This is a genomic window from Nocardia thraciensis (assembly GCF_054782435.1).
Genome location: NZ_BAAGSM010000010.1, coordinates 1 through 22289, shown reverse-complemented (window position 1 = coordinate 22289; position 22289 = coordinate 1). Strand labels below are relative to the sequence as shown.

Genomic DNA, 22289 nt, shown 5'->3' with positions numbered 1-22289 from the left:
CGACCAACCCTTGTCGCACCCCTTACTTGCTCACGCACCCCGTACAGGCACTGCACCGGGTGCGGGAACGAACGCGGGGTGCGGGAAACGGGGACGGTCGCGGGCGCGGAACTTACTCAGAAGTAAGATGCGGGTATGACGAACGAGACCGCTACCTATCGCGGCTGGAAGAAGCTGCCGGACAACAAGCTCGGGCATGCGCTGTTCTCACTGGGCATGGTGGCCCGGGTGCCGTACTTCGGGACCGTGGTGCCGAGCGTGGTGCGGCTGGAGCCGGGGCTGTGCGAGGTGACGGCCCCGAAGTGGTTCGGCATCCACAACCACCTGGGCACCTTCCACGCCATCGCCGCGTGCAATCTGGCCGAGGTGGCGATGGGAATGCTGAGCGAGGCGACGGTGCCGACCACGCACCGCTGGATCCCCAAGGCCATGAACGTCCAGTACCTGGCCAAGGCCGGGTCGGGGCTACGGGCGATCGCCCAACTCCCCGAAGTCCCCGACTTCGCCGAGATCACCGAGGGACAGGATCTGATCGTCCCCGTCTCGATCTACGACAAGTCCGGGATGGAGGTTGTGCACGCCGATATCACCACGTGGGTCACACCGAAGTAGGGGCGCGCCGCTTCGTCGCATCGCTGAGCCATGCCGCCTCCCCTGATCTCCCGTCAGGCTATGCCGCCGCCCCTGATCTCCCGTCAGGCCATGCCGCCGCCCCTGATCTCCCGTCAGGCCATGCCGCCGCCCCTGATCTCCCGTCAGGCCATGCCGCCGCCCCTGATCTCCCGTCAGGCCATGCCGCCGCCCCTGATCTCCCGTCGTCGCGGCCCCCTAGGGCCGCGACGACGGGATCTCGGGTTGTTCCTGCGCCGCATTGCTGTTGGTGATCGGGGTGGCTGATTGAATGGGGTTATGAGTACGCCGCGTGTCCGGGAAGCCGATGTGTGTGTTGTCGGGCTCGGACCCGCAGGACGGGCGCTGGCGCATCGGGCTGCGCGGGCGGGGCTGGATGTGGTGGCGGTGGATCCGCGGCCGGAGCGGCTGTGGCCGCCGACGTTTTCGTGCTGGATCGACGAACTGCCGGGGTGGCTGCCGTCGAGCGCTATCGCGCAGCGGATCGAGGCGCCGGTGGTGTGGACGAAATCCGCGCATCGCATCGAGCGGCCGTATTGCGTGCTGTCGAAACAGGGGCTGCGCGACGCGCTTCCCCTCGATGACGCGACGGTCGTGGCGGGGCGGGCGGCCAGTGTGGAGGCGCATCGGGTCGAGTTGAAGGACGGCAGCGTGATCACGGCCTCGGCCGTGGTCGATACCCGTGGCCTGCCCTCCCCCGGCTCGCGCCGCACCGCCAGCGCGCACGGCATCTTCGTCGATGCCGAGCGCGCGGCGCCGATGGTCGCCGGCGGCGAAGGGCTGCTGCTGGATTGGCGCGACGAGAACGGCGCCGGGCCCGGCGAGCCGCCGTCGTTCCTGTACGCGGTGCCGCTCGGCGACGGCACGGTGATCTTCGAGGAGACCAGCCTCGGGCTGCGCGGCGGGATGCCGCAGCACGAGTTACGCCGCCGCACGCTGAATCGGCTTGCCGCCCACGGCATCCGGCTGCGCGGCGACGAGCCGACCGAGGCGGCCCACTACCCACTGGACCAGCCGCCGCCCGAACGCAGCGCGGCCGGTCCGGTTCCGTTCGGCTCCCGCGGCGGCATGATGCATCCGTGCACCGGCTACAGCGTGGCCGCGTCGCTGGCGCTGGTGGACACCGCCGTCGACGCGCTGCGCGGCGGTGCGGATCCGGTTGCGGCGCTGTGGCCTTGGCAGGCGCGGCTGGTGTACTGGATGCGCATGCGCGGGGTGTACGGCCTGGGCAGGCTCACCACCGCGCAGGCGACGTCCATGTTCGAGGCGTTCTTCACCGCCTCGCCGCGCCAGCAGCGCGCCCTGCTGTCCGCCCACGCCGACTACGCGCCGCTGGCCGCGGTGCTGTTCATGACGGTGGCGCGCACCTGGCCGTTCCGCTGGCGCTACGACCTCGTCGGCTGGACCAACCGAAACCGTTGGGTGGGTTACGAATACGCCCCGCCGGGGGGCACGGACCCGAACGACGGCTCGCTGGAGACCGGGCAAGCGTCTGCGCGCCGGATCACTCCCGGGGCGTAGAGCACCGGCCCCCCGAGCCTTGCTCACACCCAGTTCTCGGACCAGTATTTCCAGATGACCGGGGCGTAGGCGGCCAGCGGCGGTACCCGAATGTCCGTGCCAGCCAGTGCCGCATCGGTGTTGCGGGAGTCGAACCAGCAGCCGAATTCGCTGTGCTCGAGTACATCTCGCGGTACGCCGACCCGCGGCAGCATCCAGCCGATGCCGGGCAGGCGCAGCATCATGTCGAGGGTCGGCTTCGGCATCACCTCGACCAGGTGCGGGGCTCCGGCCTCGTCGGCGAACAGGTTGAGCACGTCGGCGGCGCTCTGCCTGCGCGGGTCGACCAGGTGGAAGGTGGCGCCCGGTTCGGCCGGGCCGTGGGCGATGTGGGCCAGCGCCCGGGTCACGAAATCCACCGGCACCATATTGGTTTCGCCGAGCTTCGGCACCAGCAGCGGCAGGATCCGGGGCAGTTGGGCAGCCATCCGCAACAATCGGAAGAAGTAGTACGGTCCCGAGATCCGATCGATCTCGCCGGTGCGGGAGTGGCCGATCACGATCGACGGGCGGTAGACGCGCCAGGGCACCCGCGCCTGCTCCCGGACCACTCGCTCGGAGTCGAACGCGGCCCGCTGGTAGGGCGTGCGCGGCGTCTGCCCAATGTCGAACATGTCCTCGGTGAACAACCCCTCCGCCGCACCGGCCACCTCGACGGTGGAAACATGGTGCAGCGCACCGGCTTTCAGCCGTGCGGCGACATCGACCAAGTGCCGGGTGCCGCCGGGCACGGCGCTGTCGAGACCGGCGGCCAGATGGAATACGTGGTCGATCGAACCGCGATGCGCCGCAATCCAATCCGGATCGATATCGAGGCCGGGGGCGCCGAGGTCGCCCCGCACGGGCCGCACCCGGTCGCCACCGCCCCACTCCCGCGCGCAGCGATCGAAGCGATAGGCCGAGTCGGCTCCTGGCCGCACCAGCACGAATATCTCACCGTTACATTTCAGCAACTCCGGAACGAGATACCGACCGATGCACCCGCTCGCCCCGGTAACCAGGTAAGCCATAACGCCACCCTAGCGCGCACCCCCGACCAAGATCGGTAACCGAGTTGCGCGCCATTCGCCAACTATCCCACCACTCCCGCACCTCCCCCGACTTGCCCACCACGCCCTACCCCGCCCCCAACGTCCTGCACCTCGCCCCGGTGTCCTGCACCTCAATTCCCCGCGTGCTGCACCTCAATACCCCGCGTGCTGCACCTCCATTCCCGGCGGACTACACCTCGATCCCCGGCGAACTACACCTCAACCCCCAGCGCACTACACCCCAATACCCGGCGAACTACATCCCCAAAACCCGCGCACTACATCCCAATTCCGGCGTGCCGCACCTCAATCCCCGCGTGCCGCACCTCAATCCCCGCGTGCCACACCTCAATTCCCGGCATGCTTTTGGCCGGGATCCGCTCGTCATGAGTGGATCCCGGCCAAAGCGTGACGGGCGGGCGGGAGTTGCCTGCCGGCGAGCGGGAGTCAGCGGGCCGGGTAGTGCTGGTCCAGCCACTCTTCGAAGGTTGGGCCTGCGATGAGCGCTTCGGGGCCGGGGAGCAGAGCGCCGGTTGCCTGCGGTTCGCGGTTTGGATCCTCCTCGACCACGACCTCCTGGACCTGGGCCGGGGCGCCGCGGCGCTCGGCGAGCCTGGCCGTGGCGGCGGCGAGGTTCAGCTCCTGTGGACCGGCGATCTCGACGCGGTCCGCGCCGCCCTGCTCGACCACCATCTCGGCCAGCTTCTCGGCGACGGTGCGGGCGGCGACCAGCTGGGTCCGCATCTTCGGGACGTAGGCCGTATCGCCCTGGGTGGTCCAGTCGAGCATCATCTCGGTGAACTCGTGGAACTGCGCGGCACGCAGCACTCGAACCGGAACGGGCCCTTCCTGATAGGCGCGCTCGTGCGCCAGCTTTCCCGCGAAGTGGCCCGCGGTGAACTTGTCGATGCCGATGATCGAGACCGCCACGATCCGCCGCACCCCCGCCACGGCCGCCTCCCGCTGCACGTTGTGCCCGATGGTCCGGAAGTAGTCGGTGACCGCCTCGGTCTCGGTCGTCGACGCGTTGATCGCGTCCACCACCACCTGCACTCCCGCCAGCGCCTCGGCCAGCCCGGTTCCCGCGTACGCGTCGACCCCCGCGGTCCGGGTCGCCTCGACAACCTCGTGCCCCTGGTTCTTCAGCACATCGACAACCTCGCGGCCGATCCGCCCGCTGGCACCCAGTATTGCAACCCGCATCTCACGCTCCCTTGTCTCGGTATGTCACGAGGTTGACGCCGCAGCGCGGCGGAGTGTGACATCCGCAGGGATTCCGGCGAAAAGCATGCCGGAATGACGAGACGCGGGGGCCATGAACTGCAGGAATGACGAGACCGCGGGCGACGAACGACCCGAACCACGAGACACGGGGCAACGAGTCAGCCCGAACGACGAGACGGCGCGGTGCGCTCAGCTAGCTGAATACGGCCTTCCGCTTCTGCAGCATCGCCATAGCGCCCTCCCTGAAATCCGCCGACTGCAGCAGTTCGATCTGCCCGGACTTCTCTGCGGCCAAGGCGGTATCGAGGGAGGCCAGCGCTGCCTGGTTGAGTGCGCGCTTGGTGAGCTCGAGGGCGCGGCGTGGTCCGGATGCGAGCTTCGCGGCGACCGACTCGACCCTGGCGTCGAGTTCGTCGGCGGGCAGCGCCCGGGTGAGCAGGCCGTGCCCGGCGGCCTCGGTCGCGGGCAGTCGCTCGCCGAGCAGCGCCATCTCGGCGGCCAGCGGGCGACCGGCGGCCGCGGCGACCATGGCGGCCGCCCCGCCGTCGGGCATCAGGCCGATGTTGACGAAGGCCAGCAGCAGGTAGGAGTCGTCGGCGGCGTAGGTGAGGTCGGCGGCCAGGGCCAGGGCCACGCCGATTCCGGCGGCGGCGCCCCGCACCCGCGCGACCACGGGCACCGGCGCGTCGACGATGGCCCGCACCAGCCGGTTCGCGGAGTCCATGGTCATGGCGGGGGTGATCCCGCGCTGCGCCTCGGCGGCCGTGGCGGACAGGTCGGCGCCGGTGCAGAAGTCGCCGCCCTCGCCGGTGAGCACGATCGCGCGCACGGACGAATCCGCGGCGGCGGCGAGGAAGGTGTCGCCGAGGCCGACCATCGTGTCGTAGTCGATGGCGTTCTTGCGCTTGGGGTTGGTGATCGTGACGCGCAGCACGGGCCCGTCGTGAACGGCGCTGAAACCGGTCGGGGCGGTCGTGTGGTCGGTCGTACTCATGGCTACTCCCAGAAAGGCCGCCAGCGCTGGCGGCGTCGCGAGAATGATGGTTAACTTTGCGAATTGTGGTTAACTTATGTTGACTTGTCCGGCGCTGTCAACAACGACGGCACGGCAGAAGGAGAGGTGTATGGTCGCGGATCGCAGCGAGGCCGGGCTCGCTTCCGCGCGACCGGACAGCCCCGCGGCCGGGCGCCGCCCGATCCAGCGGCGGCCCAAGAACCGCAAGGCCCAGATCGTGCGGGTCGCGGCCCGCGCCTTCAGCGAGCGCGGCTACCACCCCGTCGGCGTCGACGAGATCGCGGCCGAGGTGGGCATCTCCGGACCGGCCCTGTACCGCCACTTCACCAACAAGTACGCGCTGCTGGTGGCGGCCGCCGAGGCCGGTGCGCAGCAGTTGCTCGACACCGCGCAGGCCGCCGACGACCCGCGATCGGATCCGGAATCGCGACTCACCACGCTGATCCGCGCCCTGGCCGAGCACACCATCGAGGTGCGCCGCGAGGGCGGGTTGTACCGCTGGGAGCGCCGCTATCTGGAGCGCGAGGACCGCGCGCGAATCCGTGTCATCTACGCCGGACTGCACGAGACCGTGGAGAACGCGATCGCGCCGCTGCGCCCGGACGCCTCCCCCGCCGACATCCAGATTCTCGCGACCGGGATGCTCGGCGCGATCGGCAGCATCACCGCACACCGCACCGCGCTGTCCACGGCCCGGCTCACCGAGCTGCTGCAGGACATCTGCCGGGCGATCCTGCACACCGAGCTGCCCCCGCCGCCCGCGCGGGAGACGGCCGAATCGGCGGTCCGCGGGCTGCCGTTGAGCAGCAAACGCGAACAGCTGCTCACCGAGGCGATCCGGATCTTCGGCCGACAGGGCTACCACGAGGCCAGCATCGAGGAGATCGGCGCGGCCGTCGGCATCAACGCCTCCAGCGTGTACCGCTACTTCACCAGCAAATCGGACCTGCTGGCCGCGGCCTTCCACCGCACCGGCGAGCGGGTCGCGATCGCCAACTCCGAGGCGCTGGCCGACGCGACCGGCCGCGCGGACGCCGCGCTGCGCATCGCCGCCCGCTTCGCGCGGCTCACCTTCGCGATGCCGGAGATCCTGCCGGTCTACTTCGCCGAGTTCTCGAATCTGCCCGCCGCCGAACAGCAGAAGCTGCGGTCCATCCAGCGCCAGAACGTACTGGAGTGGGCGCATCTGCTCGACGGCGATCCGGCCGAGGCGCGCTTCCGGGTGCACGCCGCCATAGCCCAGGTCGTGGACGTCGGCCGCCGCATGCGTTTCGACAGCCGCCCGGAAACCCTGGCCCGGATGCAGGCCATGATGAAAGCCGTGCTGCTGGGCGAGGAGTCGCCGGGCGAATAGACCTCAGGCCGTCTCGGCGGCCCGCCGATAGCCGCGCACGGCCGGGTAGGCGAAGATCGCGATCGCTCCGAGTGTCCAGGCCAGGGTCTTCAGCAGCGGCTCGGCGACCGGACCATCGAAGGCGAGCCCTTTCATCGCATCGATGGCCGTGCTCATCGGCTGATTCTCCACGGTGTTCTGCAACCACATCGGATACGCGAACACCGGCACGAATCCGGAATTGAAGAACATCAGCAGCGTGGTCACGATACTGATGGTGGTCACCAGCACGACGCCTTCCGAAACCGTCGCGAGCGCCGTCACCATCACCGCGAATGCCAGCCCGAACAGAACGGGGATGGCGAACAGCGCCACAGACGCCAGCGGGCCGTTCCAGAAGCGGAAGCCGATGCACACGCCGACCACGACGACTCCGACCGTGGTGACGAATACCCGGATGACCTCGGCCAGCAATCGTCCGGTGAGCCCCGAGGCGCGATGGGTCGGCATCGTCCAGAATCGGCTCAGCAGTCCCGATCGCTTCTCGTTCTGGAAACCGAGGGCGCTCACGATCCCCCCCGACATCGCCGCCACCAGCGTGACCAGCGCGACGAAGCCGTACACGCTGCGTGTTCCGGTCGCCCGATCGATCGAATCCCCCAGCACCACGCGGAACATCAGCAGCATCAACACCGGGTAGACCATCGACTGGATGGTGGTCGCGGGATCTCGCGTCCACACGGTCAGCAGCCGCTTGCACTGGATCAGGCTGTGCCGCGCCCACATCGCGACCGATCGCTCCGACCGCGCGGACACCACCGGCAGCGGCGCCTTCCACTCCGTCGAATCCTTGTCCGCGGCAATCGAATCCGCGCTCGCCTCGACCACGCTCACGACCGCCTCACACTCGCCCAGACCGCCAGCGGCACGAAGACGACCGCCATCGCGCCCAGCCACACCAGCGGCACCCACAGCACCTGCCAACTCACCCCACCCTGCGCCATATCCCGCATGGCGTAGGAGAATTGCGTGATCGGCTGATTACGCACGAACGGCCGGATCCACACCGGAAAGCCGCTTTCCGGAACGAATCCGCACGACAGCATGCCGAAGATCAGGGTCGGCAGCGTCAACGCCTGGCTCAGCGATTCCGGGCTCTTGGTGAGGCTGCCGAGCGCGTCGGCGCCGATCGCCAATACCGTGCCGACCGCCAGCGCGAATACGCAGAACAACACCGCCTGCTCGAATCCGGCGATGAACCGGAACCCGATGATATGACCGAAGCACAGGGCCGCGACCAACGAAATTCCTGAGCGCACCAGACCGGCCGATATCCGTGAGCTCAGCGGTACCAGCGATCCGATCGGCATCGTCCGCAGCCGGTCGCTCAATCCGGTCATCGACTCGGTGGCCGCCAGCTGCGCATTCGACATCATGGTGAACGCCATGGTCTGCAACACGATGATCGGCATGACGAACTGGGCGTAATCGATGCCGTTGCTCTTCATCACGAATCGCAGCGGCAGATAGAACCCGACGGTGAACACCAGGGGCGCGATAATCGCGACTACCAGTTCGCCCCGCGTCACCATGGTCCGCACGATGCGTCCGCTCAATGCCCGCCACTGCGCGAAACTCGACGGCCGCGCAGGTGGGATATCGGAGGACAGCAGGGTCTCGACAATTGCGGTTGGAGAACTCACTGATGTCCGCCCGAATGGCCGGTGATGGATAGGAATACGTCGTCCAGGGAAGGCCGCCGCAGCGCGATATCGGCCAGTTCCACGCCCGCGCCGTCCAGGCGACGCAGGGCCTCCGCGAGCGTCGCGGCGCCGTCGGGGGCCGGGATGGAGGCGCGATCGGCGCCGTCGGCCAGCAGATCCTTGCGGACCGCGGCGGGCACCAGGTCGCCGAGCGCCTCGATGGCCCGCACCAGGTGGGTCGGGTCCAGCGGCACGACCTCGCAGTAGTTGCCGCCGGTCTTGGACTTCAGCTCGTCGGCCGTGCCCTCAGCGATGACCGTGCCCTTGTCGATGACGATGATGTTGTCGCTGAGGACATCGGCTTCCTCGAGGTACTGCGTGGTCAGCAGCACCGTGATGCCCTGTACCTTGAGCGCACGCACGAGATCCCAGACGCCCTGGCGGCTGCGCGGGTCCAGGCCGGTCGTCGGCTCGTCGAGGAACACCACCTCCGGCCGCACCACCAGCCCGCACGCGATATCGACGCGGCGCCGCATGCCGCCGGAATAGTTCTTCACCGCGCGTCGGCCCGCGCCGACCAGGTCGAACTCCTCGAGCAGGATGTCGGCGCGCCGCCGGGCGGCCTTCTTGGTCAGGCCCATCAAGCGGCCGAACAGCTCCAGGTTCTCCCGGCCGGACAGGTTCTCGTCCAGGGCCGCGTACTGGCCGGTCATCATGATCGAGCGGCGGACGCCGGCCGGGTCCTTCTGCACGTCGTGCCCGGCGACCTCGGCGGTTCCCGCATCGGGGCGCAGCAGCGTGGACAGGACCTTCACCGCGGTGGTCTTACCGGCGCCGTTCGGGCCGAGGATGCCCAGCACGCTCGCCCGTTCGGCGGTGAAGCTGACGCCGCGCAGGGCGTGGACGTCGCCGAAGGACTTGCGGACATCCTTCACCACCACCGTGGGGTCGGGAGCGGACGCGGATGCGTCGACGGGTGTCCGCGACCCCGCTTTCTCCCCGGGGTCCGACTCCGCGTTGTCCAAGCTCGGCATCAACTCTCCACTATCGACCCGGGTAGCGACCGGTTTTGTCGGGAACGCCGTGTGTACGCCCCGCTTGGTGATCCCATCCACCAGCCGCGATGTTACTGGGTCGTCCGGGGCGGCCTCGGGTTCGGACTCTGCCCGAGGTGTCGCTTACGTACCGCGTGCCTGGCGGCCGACATCCACGGTTGTGCCCGAATAGTTGTGTCGTTACTCACATTTCGACTCCAGAGGCCGTTCGAGGCGGGATCGGCGCTGGTCCCGCACACCGACCGAGTGGTCTGCCCGCCGTGACCGATTCTTGTCCGCCGACCGGGGCGCCCATAGTCTGGCGGGCAGGGGTACAGATACGCACTCACCTGTCCGCGGTAATCGCGATCCGGTCGGGGAGGACCGGTTGCCGGGGCATTCGCCAGCGAGAGGGTGACCAATGGCCGAGTCCGCGCAACGCGGCCGCCCGAAGGTGCTGACGTCCTTCGACCCGCGCACCGGCGAGGCCGTCGGTGACTACGCGATGATGGGCACCGGCGAGCTGACCCGCACGGTCCGTGCCGCACGATCCGCCGAGAAATGGTGGGCCACACTCGGATTCGCCGGGCGCAAGCGCTGGCTGCTGGACTGGAAGCGCACCATCTCGCGCAATGCCGGAGAACTGGTCGAGATCGTCTGCGCCGAGACCGGAAAGCCGGAGGTCGACGCCGCGATCGAGGTGATGCTGGCGGTCGAGAACCTGGACTGGGCCGCGCGCAATGCCGAGCAGGCGCTGGGTCGTCGGCGCCTGGGTTCCACCTGGCTCACGCGCAATCAGCGCGCCTCGGTCGGCTATCTGCCGCTGGGCGTGGTGGGGGTGCTCGGCTCCTGGAACAATCCGGTCCTCACGCCGATGGGTTCGATCGCCTACGCCATGGCGGCGGGAAACGCCGTGGTGTTCAAGCCCAGCGAACTCACGCCCGGCGTCGGCGTCTGGCTGGCCGAGAGCTGGAGCCGGCTGGCGCCGAATCAGCCGGTGCTGCAGGTGGTTACCGGCGACAGCGGCACCGGGGCGGCGCTGTGCCGCACCCGGATCGACAAGATCGCCTACGCGGGCTCGGAGAGCGGTGCGCGGGAGGTGATCTCGCAATGCGCGCAGTCCATGACGCCGGTCGTCGTCGAGCGGGGCGGCAAGGGTGCGATGGTGGTGCAGGTCGACGCCAAGCTGGACGATGCCGCCGAGGCCGCGGTCTTCGGGGCCATGTCGAACGCGGGGCAGAGCGCCGCGGGCATCCAACGGGCCTACGTCGCCGATTCGGTGTACGAGCCGTTCCTGGAGAAGGTCGCCGCGCAGGCCCGCAAACTGCGGCCGGGCGCCGATCGCCGGTCCTCCTACGGCCCGATGATCCTGGAGTCACAGGTCGACATCGTGCGCCGCCAGGTCAAGGACGCGATCGCGCGCGGCGGGCGGGCCGTGGTCGGCGGGCTGGACTCGATCCGGGAGCCCTATATCGAGCCGATCGTGCTCGCCGAGGTACCGGAGGACAGCTCGGCGATCACCGGCGAGGCGGTCGGCCCGGTGCTGATCGTGAATCGAGTGGCCACCATGGACGAGGCGGTGGAGCGCATCAACGCGGCCGACCACGGCCTGGCCGTCGCGGTCTTCACCCGCGACGTCCGCGCGGTCCCCGAACTGGCCGACCGCATCAGAACCGGTGTGGTGACGATCAACTCGTCGATGGCGCACGCGGGCATCCCGTCCATGCCGTTCGGCGGGGTCGGCGAGTACGGACAGGGCCACACGCACGGCGAGGCCGGGCTCCGCGAGTTCAGCCGCACCCTCGCCATCGCCCAGAAGCGCTACAGCGCCCCCGTCAACCTCTCCACCTTCGACCGCCACCCCCGCCACCTGCGCCTCGCCAAGGCCATCTTCCGCCTACGCCACGGGCGAGGATGAACGCGCGCAGCTGCGCAGGGAGTCGATGTAGTCGGTACCTGCTTGATGAGGGCGGGTTGACAGGCCCGCCTCCAGCAGGCCGCGGATGTGGACGACCTGCTCGACCAGGCGGTCGTCGTAGTCGCGGTAGCCGTGCTCTTGGCCGGGAACCGGGGCGGTGGGTCCGACGGCCCGTGCGGACCCACCTGCCCCGGCGACCGGCAGCGGCGCGGCTCAGGAGCCGCTGCCGGTGACTGTGAGGTAGATCAGGAGCAGGTTCAGCGCCGAGATGACCGCCGCGATCAGCCAGGCCGCGGCGGTCGTCCAGCGGTGGTTGACATCGGCGCCCATCAGCGTGCGGTCGCTGGTGAGGCGCACCAGGGGAATCAGGGCCAGCGGGATACCGAACGACAGCACCACCTGCGAGATCACCAGGGCCCGAGTCGGATCGATGCCCGCGGCGAGGATGGCCAGCGCCGGGATCAGCGTCACCACGCGGCGCAGCAGCAGCGGAATATGCCTGCGCAGCAACCCTTCCATGATCATGGCTCCCGCGTAGGCGCCGACCGACGTGGACGCCAGGCCGGAGGCCAGCAAGCCGACCGCCAGCAGCAGGGCCGCCCACGGCCCCAGTGCGTCGCCGACCGCGGCGTGCGCGGATTCCAGGGAGTCGATGTCGTCGCGGCCGTTGAGGGTATTCGCGGCCATCAGCAGCATCGACAGGTTCACCGCTCCGGCGATCACCATCGCGAGCCCGACGTCGATCCGGGTGATCCGCAGCATCCGGGTGCGTGCGGGCCCGGCCTCCGGCTGTCCGTGCCGGTCCCGGGACAGCCCGGAATGCAGATAGATGGCGTGCGGCATCACCGTCGCGCCGATCATCGCCGCGGCGAGCAGCACGCTCTCGGTGCCGTCGAAGCGCGGCGCCAGCCCGCCGAGGGTGCCCGCTGCCGAGGGCGGCGAGATCACCACGCTGGCCATGAATCCGATCGCGATGATCGCGAGCATTCCGATGATGACCCGTTCGAACGGCTGCTGCCCGCGCTTGTTCTGCACCGTCAGCAACGCCATCGAGACCACGCCGGTGATCACGCCGCCGACCAGCAGGGGCAGATCGAACAGCAGGTTCAACGCGATCGCGCCGCCGACCACCTCGGCCAGATCCGTCGCCATCGCGACCAGTTCCGCCTGGCCCCAGTACGCCAGCCGCACCGGACGGCTCGCTCGGTCGCGCACCACCTGCGGCAGGGTGCGCCCTGTGACCAATCCCAGCTTCGCCGAGAGGAACTGCACCAGCGCGGCCATCACATTGGCCATCACGATCACCCACACCAGCAGGTACCCGTACCGCGCACCGGCACTGATGTTGGAGGCGACATTGCCGGGATCGACGTACGCGATCGCGGCCACGAAAGCGGGCCCGAGCAGCATGGTCACCGACCGCGCCCGCTTCGGAGGCAGGCGAGGCGCATCGACGATGGTGCTCACGAATCTATTTTAAGGGTTCCCGAACTTTTTGTTGAGCGAACCCTGGAAAGCGTGATGCTCCTGACCCCGATCGCCTAGGGGCGATCGGGGTCAGGGAATGAGGAAGGCGATGTAGGTACAGAAGAAGGCCGCAGTCGTTGAGACTGCGGCCTTCTTCTTTGTTCTTGGGAGGGGCTAGATGCCGAGGCCGCGGGCGAGGACCGGCCAGGAGTCGATGAAGTCGTCGTGCCAGTAGCCCCAGGAGTGGGTGCCGGAGTTGCGGAAGTTGTAGGTCGCGGGGATGCCGAGGCCGTCCAGCTTCGTCTTCAGTTGCTGGGTGCAGTAGTTGGTGCCGGCCTCGATGACGCCGCCGATCAGGATCTGGTTGCCCAGGCCGTAGGCGCCGGGGAGCGCGTAGGGGCCGTTCATGGTGTCGTGCATGCCGGGCAGGCCGTTGCCGGTGGAGATGTACATGTCCAGGCCGCGCAGTTCGGCCGCGTGCACGTACGGATCGTTCTCGACCCAGGCCGGGCCGTTGTCCGGGCCGTACATGTTCTCGACGTCGCCGCCGCCCCAGGTGTTGACCGTGAGCTTCACGAATTCACGGCCCGTCGGGTCGCTGGTCATCGCGCAGCCCGAGTAAGCGGCGACGGCCTTGTACAGACCCGGCTTGTGGATCGGCAGGTTCAGCACGGTGGTGCCCGAGGTGGACAGGCCCGCAACGGCATTCACGCCGTTGGTGCCCAGCGCGCCGTCGATGAGCGGGGGCAGTTCCTCGGTGAAGAACGTCGTCCACTTGTTGCGGCCCAGCGTCGGGTCGTCCTTGATCCAGTCGGTGTAGTAGCTCCACTTGCCGCCGATCGGCTGCACCACGTTGACGTTCTTGTCGCCGAGGAAGCCGTTGACGATATCGGTCTTGCGCTGCCAGGAGGCGTCGTCCTGACCGCCGCCCGCGCCGTTGAGCAGGTAGAGCGTCGGCCGCGGCTCCGACGTGTCGGCCGGGCGCTGCACATCGACCGGGAAGGTCTGGTCCATCGCGGCCGAGTACACGTACAGCCGGATGCTGCGGTCGTCCTTGTAGGTGGCCTTGGAGATATAGGACCCGTCGGGCGCCTTCGGATCACCCAACAGGGTCTTGGAGGCGATGATCGGGTCTTCCGCCGAGGCGGTGGGTGCGCCGACTCCGGCAACGACGCCAGCGAGAACTCCGGTGGCCGCAATCGCGGCGGCGGCACGCAGACCGCTACGCCGGAAGTGTCGACGAATCAATGTTTACACCTTCGCTATCTGATCGATTTTCGGTCCCGCGATTCCCGTCGGCGCCCCGTGCCGACACCCGTGGGCCGGTCGGCGCCGCGCCCGACCCTACGGCCTTTCTAGTCGTCCGACCAGAGGACATCGTTACGTCACGACCGCCTCATCATGCCCGATCGGTGTCCGCCACAGCGTCATCGGCCCCGGTCGCGAGCAGAATTCCCAGTCGCGGGCCGATTTGCGCCAGCGCCTGCGGCGTGGTCATCTCCTCATGCACGGCGTTCACCGGGTAGTCGGCGATCTCACCGTCGACGTAGGGGTACCAGTTCTCGGCGCCGCTCGGGCGCCCCTGCGCCGAGAAGTAATCGACCCGGCCGCGGAACACCGCCGGGCGGTGCTCGACGATCAGCTCGGCCGAGCGGACGGCGCCGCGATAGATCCGGCGCAGCCGCTGCGGGGTGAGCGCGGCCAGCTCCGGCGGGATGGCGGCGTGCAGGGTGGCCAGTGCCTCGTCGTCGAGGTCGTAGATGTCGCGATGGGCATCCGGGGAGCCGTCGCCGATCAGCGCCTCGGCGCCGATCCCGATCTCGGCCAGGACTTCGCGGATCGCGGCGCCGAAATCGGTCAGGTCGATATCGAGGCGGCTGTCGAGCATGGCCAGCAGTTCCACCCGCTCGCCGTCGGCCTGCAGCACCGCGGCGATCTCGTGCGCCAGCACGCCGCCCAGCGACCAGCCCAGCAGGTGGTACGGGCCGTGCGGCCGGACCCGCCGGATCTCGTCGACGTAGCGAGCGGCCATGTCCCGCACCGACTCCGGCAGGTCGCCGTCCTCCGTCAGCACCGGCGATTGCAGCCCGAGGATCGGGCGGTCGCCCGCGAAAGGCACCAAACCGGCGTAGCACCACGCCAATCCGTACATCGGATGAATACAGAACAGCGGAGCGCCCGTACCGTCGGCGCGGATCGGCAGCAGCACCTCGAGGGCGGCGTCGGCGGCCGGGGCGGCGTCCTGGGCGGCCAGGATGCGCTGCGCCAGCGCCGCGACGGTGCATCCGGTGAAGAACCACTGCACCCGCACCTCCGCACCGGTCGCCGCGCGCAGGCGGCCGACGGCGCGGGTAGCGCTCAGCGAATTGCCGCCCAGCTCGAAGAAGTCGTCGTCCACGCCCACCTGCGCGATCCCCAGCACCTCGCCGAATACATCGGCGACGGCCTGCTGCAGTGGCGTCGAAGGAGCGCGGTAGGGGCGGGCGGCGAGCCGCGGCATCGGCAGCGCCGCGCGGTCCAGCTTGCCGCTGGCATTGAGCGGCAGCTCGTCGAGCACCACCAGCGCGGCCGGGATCATATAGGCGGGCAGTGACTCCCGCGCGTGGCCGAGCAGCGCGGCCTCGTCGATGCTCCCGGCCGCGGGCACCAGGTGCGCGACGAGCCGGTCGCCGGAAGCGCCGCGCACCAGCGAGACCACCGCATGCCGCACCGCCGCGTGGCCCGCGAGCACGGCCTCGATCTCACCCAGCTCGACGCGCTGGCCGCGCAGCTTGATCTGGAAGTCGCTGCGGCCCAGGTATTCCAGGGCGCCGGCGTCGGGACCGCCTACGGGGTCGGCCACCCAGCGGACGATATCGCCCGTGCGGTACAGGCGTTCGCCGCCGTCGTGCGCCACGAACCGCTCCGCGGTCAGGGCGGGCGCACCGAGGTAGCCGCGAGCCAGCTGCACCCCGGCCACGTACAGCTCGCCGGGCGCTCCCGGCGGCACCGGCCGCAGGTGGCGGTCCAGCACGTGCACCCGTGTGTTGGCGACCGGCGCACCGATCGGGACGGCCACGGCGGCAGCGCGATTCGCCGGGTAGGCGGTGACGACCGTCGCCTCCGCCGGGCCGTACCAGTTCACCAGCTCGGCGTGCTCGAGCAGGGCCGCGCAGGCGGCCGCGGTCTCGCCCGACAGCGCCTCGCCCGCGGCGAAGACCCGCCGCAGCGACGGATACCCCTGCGCCACGGCGGGATTCGTGTCCACGTCGAGGAATGTATCCAGCATCGACGGTACGAAATGCACGGTGCTGACCGACCTCTCGTCGATCAACCGCGACAGGTATGCCGGGTCGCGGTGACCACCCGGCTCGGCGATCACGATCGCGGCGCCGGTCTGCAACGGCCAGAACAGCTCCCAGGCGGAGATGTCGAAGGTGATGGGGGTCTTGTGCAGCACCACGTCGCCGGTGTCGTGCGGATAGGCGCGCTGCGCCCAGCGGAACTGGTGGGCCATCTGGCGGTGCGTGGTCGCCACACCCTTGGGCCGCCCGGTCGATCCGGAGGTGTAGATGGTGTAGGCGATGCCGTCGGGGCGCACCGCCGGGAACTCCCACATCGCGTCGTCGCCGGGCAGATACAGCCCATCCACCTCGACGATCGTTGTGGCCGTACCGGTTTCGAAGCCGTCGCGGCTGGTGGTGAGGACGCACACCGGATCGGCATGGCGCAGCACGAATTCGTTGCGCTCGGCCGGGTGATCGGGGTCGACCGGGACATACCCGCCCCCGGCCCGCAGCACCGCGTAGATGGCGATGACGAGGTCGAGGGAGCGCCGCATGGCCACAGCCACCAGCGTTTCCGGTTCCACGCCGCGCTCGACCAGATTCCGCGCCAGCGCCCGGGAGCGGGCGTCCAGCTCGCGGTAGGTCAGAGTGTCATCGCCGAATATCAGCGCCGGTGCGTGCGGAGTCCGGGCTACCTGGGCATCGAACAGCGACAGCAGCGTCGCGTCGTCGAGCAGTTCGAGCGCCGCGGTGGCATTGCGGGAGGCGAGAGCGTCGCGCTCACCGTCGAGCAGGGCGTCCACCTCGGCGACGCGCGCCCGCGGGGCGAAGACGAAGTGGCCGATGAGCATCGAAAGACGTTGTGCCAACGACTCGGCGGCCGATTCGTCGAAGACGTCGCGCAGGTACTGCACCGAGATCCGCAGGCGGTCGTCCAGCGAGGCCAGCACGGTCACCGGATAGTGGGTGCCGTTGATCGAGCCGATGCCGGTGACGCGCATGCCGTCGATGGAACTCGCCCGATCCAGCGCCGCGCGATCGATCGGGTAGGACTCGAACACCACCAGTGAGTCGAAAAGCCCTTCCACCCCGATGGTTTCCTGAATATCGCTGAGGCCCAGATAGTGCACGTCGAGCAGATCGGCCTGCTCGGCCTGCAGCCGATGCAGCAGCGCGCCCAGCGTCTCCGTGGGATCCAGGCGCACGCGGACCGGGATGGCGTTGACGAACAGGCCGACCATCGTCTCGACGCCGGGCAGCGCGGGCGGGCGGCCCGAGACCGTGGCGCCGAAGACGACATCGTCGCGATCGACACTGCGGCCGATCAGCAGTCCCCACGCCGCCTGCACCACGGTGTTCACGGTCACGCCGAGGCCGGCCGCCAGCCGGGTCAGCTGCGCGGTATCGGCGATCGACAGCTCGAAACCGGTTTCGCCGGTGCCGGAGGCGATTTCGCGGCCCGGATCGACCGGCGCCAGCGGGGTCGGCTCGCTGACCCCGGCCAGCGCCCGCCGCCAGGCCTCCCGGGCGGCACCCGGGTCCCGCGCGACCAGCCACGCCAGGTATTCGGCGTAGGAGCGGACGGGCCCCAGGTGCTCGGACCGCGGGCCGAGCGCGTACAGGGTCAGCAGGTCCTGCATGAGCAGCGGTGTCGACCACCCGTCGATGAGGATGTGATGGCTGGTGACGAGCAGCTGATAGGACTCGTGCTCGACACGGATCAGGGTGAAGCGCAGCAGCGGCGCGGTGCGCATGTCGAAGCCGTCGGCATAGTCGGCATACTCGATCCGGGCCAGTTCCGCCTCGGTCGCCTCGTCGTCGAGATCACTGAGATCGATGGTGTGCCACGGTATCTCGGCCCTGTCCAGGACCACCTGCACCGGATTGCCCGCGGCGTCCGCGGCGAAGGCCACCCGCAGGTTGGCGTGCCGGTCCAGTACGGCCTGCGCGGCCTCGCGCAGCCTCCGACCGTCCACCGCACCGGCCAGGTCGACGGTGAACTGGGTGGTGTAAGCGTCGACCGAGGCGTCGGCGAGCAGGGCGTGGAACAGCATTCCCGACTGCAGCGGTGTCACCGGCCAGACGTCGGCCAGGTCCGGGTAGTCCCCGTGCAGCCGGTCGATATCGGCCTGCGCCAACCGGACCAGCGGGAAGTCGGACGGCGTGAATCCGCCCGCGGGGACGCGAGTGCCGTGTTCGGCCAGGCCGCCCAGCGCCCGCACCCAGTGTCCGGCAAGCTCTTTCACCTGCTCGACGGCCAATGCGGCCGCCGCGTAGTCGAACCGGGCCAGCAGACCGTCGGCGGTGGCCTCGACGGTGATGTCGAGCAGCAGATCGGGGGCCGCGATATCCGGCAGGGGGCGGGCGGGCCGCAGGTCCCGATAGCGGAAGGCGGTGCGGCCCTGGGCGAGTGCGGCCAGTTCGGCGGCCGCGCCGGGGTTCAGATATCGCAGCAGTCCGTAGCCGACGCCCCGTCCGGGGACGGCCCGGCGCTGCTCCTTGATCCGGGCGATCACGCTCCCGGCGGCGGGCCCGCCGAGCAGCGCGTCGTCCACGTCGATGCCGTCCAGGCCCAGCACGAACGGGTGCGCGGCGGTGAATGCGCCCACGGCGGTGGCGGATTCGGGCTCGGCGAGCAGGCGACCGTCGGCGAACAACTGCACCACCGGGCCGAGGACGTCCGCGGCCGAGGGGCCCTCGGTCGTGCGCGGAAGCAGCGGGGTACCCCCGTCGTCGGCCCGATCGCCCGCCCGCTGCCTGCGGCCGGGCTCCAGCGCCAGCGCCAGGGCGGCGAGCAGCACGTCCTCGAGCGGGGCGCGATAGGCCGTGGCCACGGCGGCCACCGCGGCCGCGCCCTCGCCGGTGATCGTCAGCGACACCCGGCCGCGGGCGGTCAGGTCCATACCGTCCAGCGCGGCGTCGGCCGGGACGTCGGCCAGAGCCCGCTTCCACCAGTCGATTTCATCCACGGCGGCGGATTCGGCCGCGCGGGCGGCCAGCGTGCGGGCCACGCTCGCCGCTCCGGCGTCCGGCGCGACGGGGGCGGCGTGATCGCCGGACCACGCCGCGGACAGCTCGTCGATGATCGTGCACCAGGAGGTGTCGTCGACGACCAGGCCGCTCGCGACGATCACCAGACTGTTCGGAATATCCTGCGCCGCATCGGCTTCGGTGGGATCGGTCGGCGCGATCAGACCGAACGCCGTATTGCGTCCCGCCGCCGGGTGCAGGTCGGCGGACAGGGCGCGGACGGCGACCTCGGTGGCGTTCGCGGACGGCACGAACTGCCGCAGCGAAACTTCGGGGACCGCATCGGGAACGACCAGGCACCGATCGAGCGCATCGTCGGTCGCCGTCGATCCCGCGCTCGGGTCCTGCTGCCCCGGATTCTTCCGGGTCGCGAGGACCGGAAGGAATTCGGTAGCCGCCTCGAACGCGGTGCCCGTCAGGAACTCCGGGCCGCCTCCCGCCGTCGCGACCGGCAGGAACTCCGTCGGGGGGTCGGCCCAGGTATCGGGGTCGACCTGGGTCTCTCCGGCGGCGGCGTAGGCGGGGATCCGCACGCCCACGGGCGGGCCGAACGGGCTCCCGGCCGTGGCGGTCGCGAGCGGGACCCCGGAAGACCGCACACCGTCGGCGATTTCGAGGCTCGCGGACAACATCGGGTGCCGGTCCAGCACGGCCTGCACGGCGGCGCGGACCCGGGCCGGATCGCTGTCGGCCGGGAGGTCCACGACGATGGCGCGGCGATCACCACCGGTGGGATCGCCGCGCAGCAGCCGAACCGGCATCGGGGGCAACGGAACCGGGCCGGTCGGCGGCTCCGCGGCGGCGACCGGCGCGACGGTGGCGACGGCGGCCAGCGCCTCGACGGTCCGGAATCCGAAGACGTCGCGGGGTGTGAAGGTCACCCCCCGCGCCTGGGCCCGCGACACCAACTGGATCGACATGATGCTGTCGCCGCCGAGCGCGAAGAAGTCGTCGTCCAGGCCGACCCGGTCCAGACCGAGAATCTCGCCGACGACCTCGACGATCACCTGCTCGGCCGGGGTCTGCGCGGCCCGGTACGCCGTGACCTCCGGGGCCGGTTCGGGCAGCGCCCGGCGGTCGAGCTTGCCGTTCGTGTTGAGCGGCAACGCATCCAGTGTCACGAATGCCGCGGGGATCATGTAGTTGGGCAGCGCGCCGCCCAGCGCCGACTTCACCCGCGCCGTGTCGATGTCAACGGCCGCGGGAACCACATAGGCCACCAGCCGCGCGCCGCCGCGTCGGTCCTCCCGGGCGAGCACCGCGGCCTGCGCGACCTCGGGCAGCGCCAGCAGCGCGGCCTCGATCTCCCCGAGTTCGATGCGGAAACCGCGGACCTTCACCTGGAAGTCCGTGCGGCCCCGGTATTCCAGCTCACCCGCCGGGTTCCGCGCCGCCAGATCGCCGGTGCGATACATGCGGGCGCCACCGGCCCCGCCGGTACCCATATCCCCGAAGGGGTCGGCCACGAAGCGGTCCGCCGTCAGATCCGGGCGGCCGATATAGCCGCGCGCCAGTTGCACCCCCGCCAGATACAGCTCGCCCGTGACGCCCGCCGGAACCGGATGCAGCCGCGAATCCAGCACGTACACCCGGGAATTCCACTCCGGCACGCCGATCGGCACCGACACCCGGTCGGTATCGGTCACCCGGTGGCTGGTGATCGAGACCGCGGCCTCGGTCGGGCCGTACAGGTTGAACAGATCTACGTCCGGATAGGTGGTCCGGAATCGCTGTGCCAGCGCGGCGGGCAGCGCTTCGCCGATCGCCAGCACTCGCCGCAGGCTGTTGGCGGCCCGGCCGTCGCCGCGCGAGGCGGCCTCGGTGAGCAGCGTATCCAGCATCGACGGAACCACGTGCAGGGTGGTCACGTCCTCGCGAGCCAGCAGGCCGTTCAGGTAGGCGGGATCCCGGTGGCTGTCCGGCATCGAGATCACCAGGCGGCCACCCGAGACCGCGGCGCACCAGAATTCCCACACCGACAGGTCGAAGGTCGCGGCGGTCTTCAGCAGCACGGCGTCGTCGACGCCCAGGCCGAACTCGGCTGTCTTCCACAGCAATTGGTTGACGACCGCCGCGTGCGGCACCGCCACGCCCTTCGGACGTCCCGTCGAACCCGAGGTGAAGATGACGTAGGCCGTGTGTTCCGGGCGCAGCGGGGCGATGCGGTCCGCGTCGGTGACGGGGGCGTCCGACAGCTCCGAAAGGTCGAGGCGGTCGAGCAGTACGGGGCTGCCCGCCGTCCCGACTGAGGCACCGCCCGTCATTCCGGCGGCACCGCCCGTCATTCCGGCGGCACCACTCGTCATTCCGGCGGCACCACCCGTCATTCCGGCCGACGAGTCACTCGTCATTCCGGCGGACGCCGGGATCGCGCCTCGGCGCGGAAGTCCCGACTCGGTCCCGGCGTTCGCCGCTGCGCTGGCGTTGGACGAATCCGATTGTGCGGCAGCGAAAGCCGGGATGGATTCGGAGCGCCCTCGCCAGTCGAGAGATCCGCCGTTCCCGGTCATGGCCGGGCGGAGCGCCGCGGCGGCGGGCGCGGCGGAGGTCGAACCACCGACCAGCCACTCGAGGGCACGGTTGGTCAGTACGCAGACCGGGTCGGCGGTCCGCAGGATGTAGTCGACGCGGTCGGCGGGCTGATCCGGATCGATCGGCACGTACGCTCCGCCCGCCTTGGCGACGGCGTACATCGCCACCACCAGATCCACCGAACGCGGCAGGGCCAGCGCCACTCGCGATTCGGGACCGACGCCCAGCGAGATCAGATGCCGCGCAAGGCGGTTCACCCTGGCATCGAGTTCGGCGTAACTCAGCTCGTCCCGGCCGGTCTCGGCGTCCGGCAGGTCCGCCACCAGCGCCACGGCTCCGGGCGAGGCCGCGACCGAGCGGTCCAGCAGCGACACCAGGGTCGCGACGTCGCCCACCGGATGCGCGGTGCCGCTGCGCCCGGCGAACTCCGGGGTGCGCTCGGCCGGGGTGAGTATCTCGATGTCTCCCACCGGTTTCGCGCTGTCGGCGATTACCGCGGACAGTATGCGCGACAGCCGATCCGCGAAACCCGCCACCGTCGACGCA

At 69.9% G+C, this 22289-nt stretch carries 12 protein-coding genes and 1 pseudogene; 4 read left to right on the top strand and 9 right to left on the bottom strand.

The genetic code is table 11. The features are described from left to right. Window positions 1-135 precede the first annotated feature (135 nt). Together ACYVLQ_RS03400 and ACYVLQ_RS03395 are read left to right on the top strand one after the other, a co-directional pair. Entirely contained in the window at window positions 136-612 is a 477-nt protein-coding gene (locus ACYVLQ_RS03400) for a hotdog fold domain-containing protein (protein ID WP_460695888.1), read from the top strand. Between the two features lie 297 nt (window positions 613-909). Beyond that, window positions 910-2151 carry a lycopene cyclase family protein gene (locus tag ACYVLQ_RS03395; protein ID WP_460695887.1) on the top strand — a complete coding sequence of 414 codons (1242 nt, stop codon included), beginning with the start codon at window positions 910-912 and terminating at the stop codon, window positions 2149-2151. A 23-nt stretch (window positions 2152-2174) separates the two neighbouring features. Here the strand turns inward: ACYVLQ_RS03395 and ACYVLQ_RS03390 are convergent, their stop codons facing one another. From ACYVLQ_RS03390 to ACYVLQ_RS03380, 3 genes are all read right to left on the bottom strand, one after another. After that, window positions 2175-3200, bottom strand: a complete 1026-nt coding sequence (locus tag ACYVLQ_RS03390) for an SDR family oxidoreductase (RefSeq protein ID WP_460695886.1) — start codon at window positions 3198-3200, stop codon at window positions 2175-2177. Between the two features lie 468 nt (window positions 3201-3668). Continuing rightward, window positions 3669-4424, bottom strand: a complete 756-nt coding sequence (locus tag ACYVLQ_RS03385; protein WP_460695885.1) for an SDR family oxidoreductase — start codon at window positions 4422-4424, stop codon at window positions 3669-3671. 214 nt (window positions 4425-4638) lie between these two features. Next, window positions 4639-5439, bottom strand: coding sequence for an enoyl-CoA hydratase (locus ACYVLQ_RS03380; RefSeq protein ID WP_460695884.1), 801 nt, complete (start codon window positions 5437-5439; stop codon window positions 4639-4641). Window positions 5440-5569: 130 nt separating this feature from the next. On the opposite strand from ACYVLQ_RS03380, the gene ACYVLQ_RS03375 reads away from it, so the two are divergent. Beyond that, window positions 5570-6814, top strand: coding sequence for a TetR/AcrR family transcriptional regulator (locus ACYVLQ_RS03375; RefSeq protein WP_460695883.1), 1245 nt, complete (start codon window positions 5570-5572; stop codon window positions 6812-6814). 3 nt (window positions 6815-6817) lie between these two features. Here the strand turns inward: ACYVLQ_RS03375 and ACYVLQ_RS03370 are convergent, their stop codons facing one another. Genes ACYVLQ_RS03370 through ACYVLQ_RS03360 form a run of 3 tightly spaced genes read right to left on the bottom strand, consistent with a single transcriptional unit; the run spans window position 6818 to window position 9530 of the window. Further along, window positions 6818-7687: an ABC transporter permease gene (locus ACYVLQ_RS03370; RefSeq protein ID WP_460695882.1), complete on the bottom strand. Its 870-nt coding sequence runs from the start codon at window positions 7685-7687 to the stop codon at window positions 6818-6820. Then, window positions 7684-8496 (bottom strand): ABC transporter permease, encoded by an 813-nt coding sequence (locus ACYVLQ_RS03365; protein WP_460695881.1) that lies wholly within the window; start codon window positions 8494-8496, stop codon window positions 7684-7686. The genes ACYVLQ_RS03370 and ACYVLQ_RS03365 overlap by 4 nt, the downstream gene beginning before the upstream one ends. After that, a complete protein-coding gene (locus ACYVLQ_RS03360; RefSeq protein ID WP_460695880.1) occupies window positions 8493-9530 on the bottom strand; it encodes an ATP-binding cassette domain-containing protein in 1038 nt (345 codons plus the stop codon). Before ACYVLQ_RS03360 ends, ACYVLQ_RS03365 begins: the two co-directional genes overlap by 4 nt. A gap of 421 nt (window positions 9531-9951) precedes the next feature. Between ACYVLQ_RS03360 and ACYVLQ_RS03355 the strand changes: the two genes are divergently transcribed. Then, complete coding sequence (locus ACYVLQ_RS03355; RefSeq protein ID WP_460695879.1) at window positions 9952-11448, top strand: aldehyde dehydrogenase family protein; 1497 nt, start codon at window positions 9952-9954, stop codon at window positions 11446-11448. Window positions 11449-11661: 213 nt separating this feature from the next. Here the strand turns inward: ACYVLQ_RS03355 and ACYVLQ_RS03350 are convergent, their stop codons facing one another. From ACYVLQ_RS03350 to ACYVLQ_RS03340, 3 genes and pseudogenes are all read right to left on the bottom strand, one after another. Then, on the bottom strand, window positions 11662-12915 hold the full coding sequence (locus ACYVLQ_RS03350; protein ID WP_460695878.1) for an Nramp family divalent metal transporter: 1254 nt from the start codon (window positions 12913-12915) through the stop codon (window positions 11662-11664). A 174-nt stretch (window positions 12916-13089) separates the two neighbouring features. Then, complete coding sequence (locus ACYVLQ_RS03345; protein WP_460696176.1) at window positions 13090-14115, bottom strand: alpha/beta hydrolase; 1026 nt, start codon at window positions 14113-14115, stop codon at window positions 13090-13092. A 199-nt stretch (window positions 14116-14314) separates the two neighbouring features. Continuing rightward, window positions 14315-22123 (bottom strand): annotated as a pseudogene (locus tag ACYVLQ_RS03340) (amino acid adenylation domain-containing protein); the annotation flags it as partial. Window positions 22124-22289 lie beyond the last annotated feature (166 nt).

Coding starts and splice junctions, on each gene's coding strand:
- ACYVLQ_RS03385 (WP_460695885.1), bottom strand. CDS start 4,424: ATGCGGGTTGCAATACTGGGTGCCAGCGGGCGGATCGGCCGCGAGGTT.
- ACYVLQ_RS03360 (WP_460695880.1), bottom strand. CDS start 9,530: ATGCCGAGCTTGGACAACGCGGAGTCGGACCCCGGGGAGAAAGCGGGG.
- ACYVLQ_RS03355 (WP_460695879.1), top strand. CDS start 9,952: ATGGCCGAGTCCGCGCAACGCGGCCGCCCGAAGGTGCTGACGTCCTTC.
- ACYVLQ_RS03380 (WP_460695884.1), bottom strand. CDS start 5,439: ATGAGTACGACCGACCACACGACCGCCCCGACCGGTTTCAGCGCCGTT.
- ACYVLQ_RS03400 (WP_460695888.1), top strand. CDS start 136: ATGACGAACGAGACCGCTACCTATCGCGGCTGGAAGAAGCTGCCGGAC.
- ACYVLQ_RS03395 (WP_460695887.1), top strand. CDS start 910: ATGAGTACGCCGCGTGTCCGGGAAGCCGATGTGTGTGTTGTCGGGCTC.
- ACYVLQ_RS03390 (WP_460695886.1), bottom strand. CDS start 3,200: ATGGCTTACCTGGTTACCGGGGCGAGCGGGTGCATCGGTCGGTATCTC.
- ACYVLQ_RS03375 (WP_460695883.1), top strand. CDS start 5,570: ATGGTCGCGGATCGCAGCGAGGCCGGGCTCGCTTCCGCGCGACCGGAC.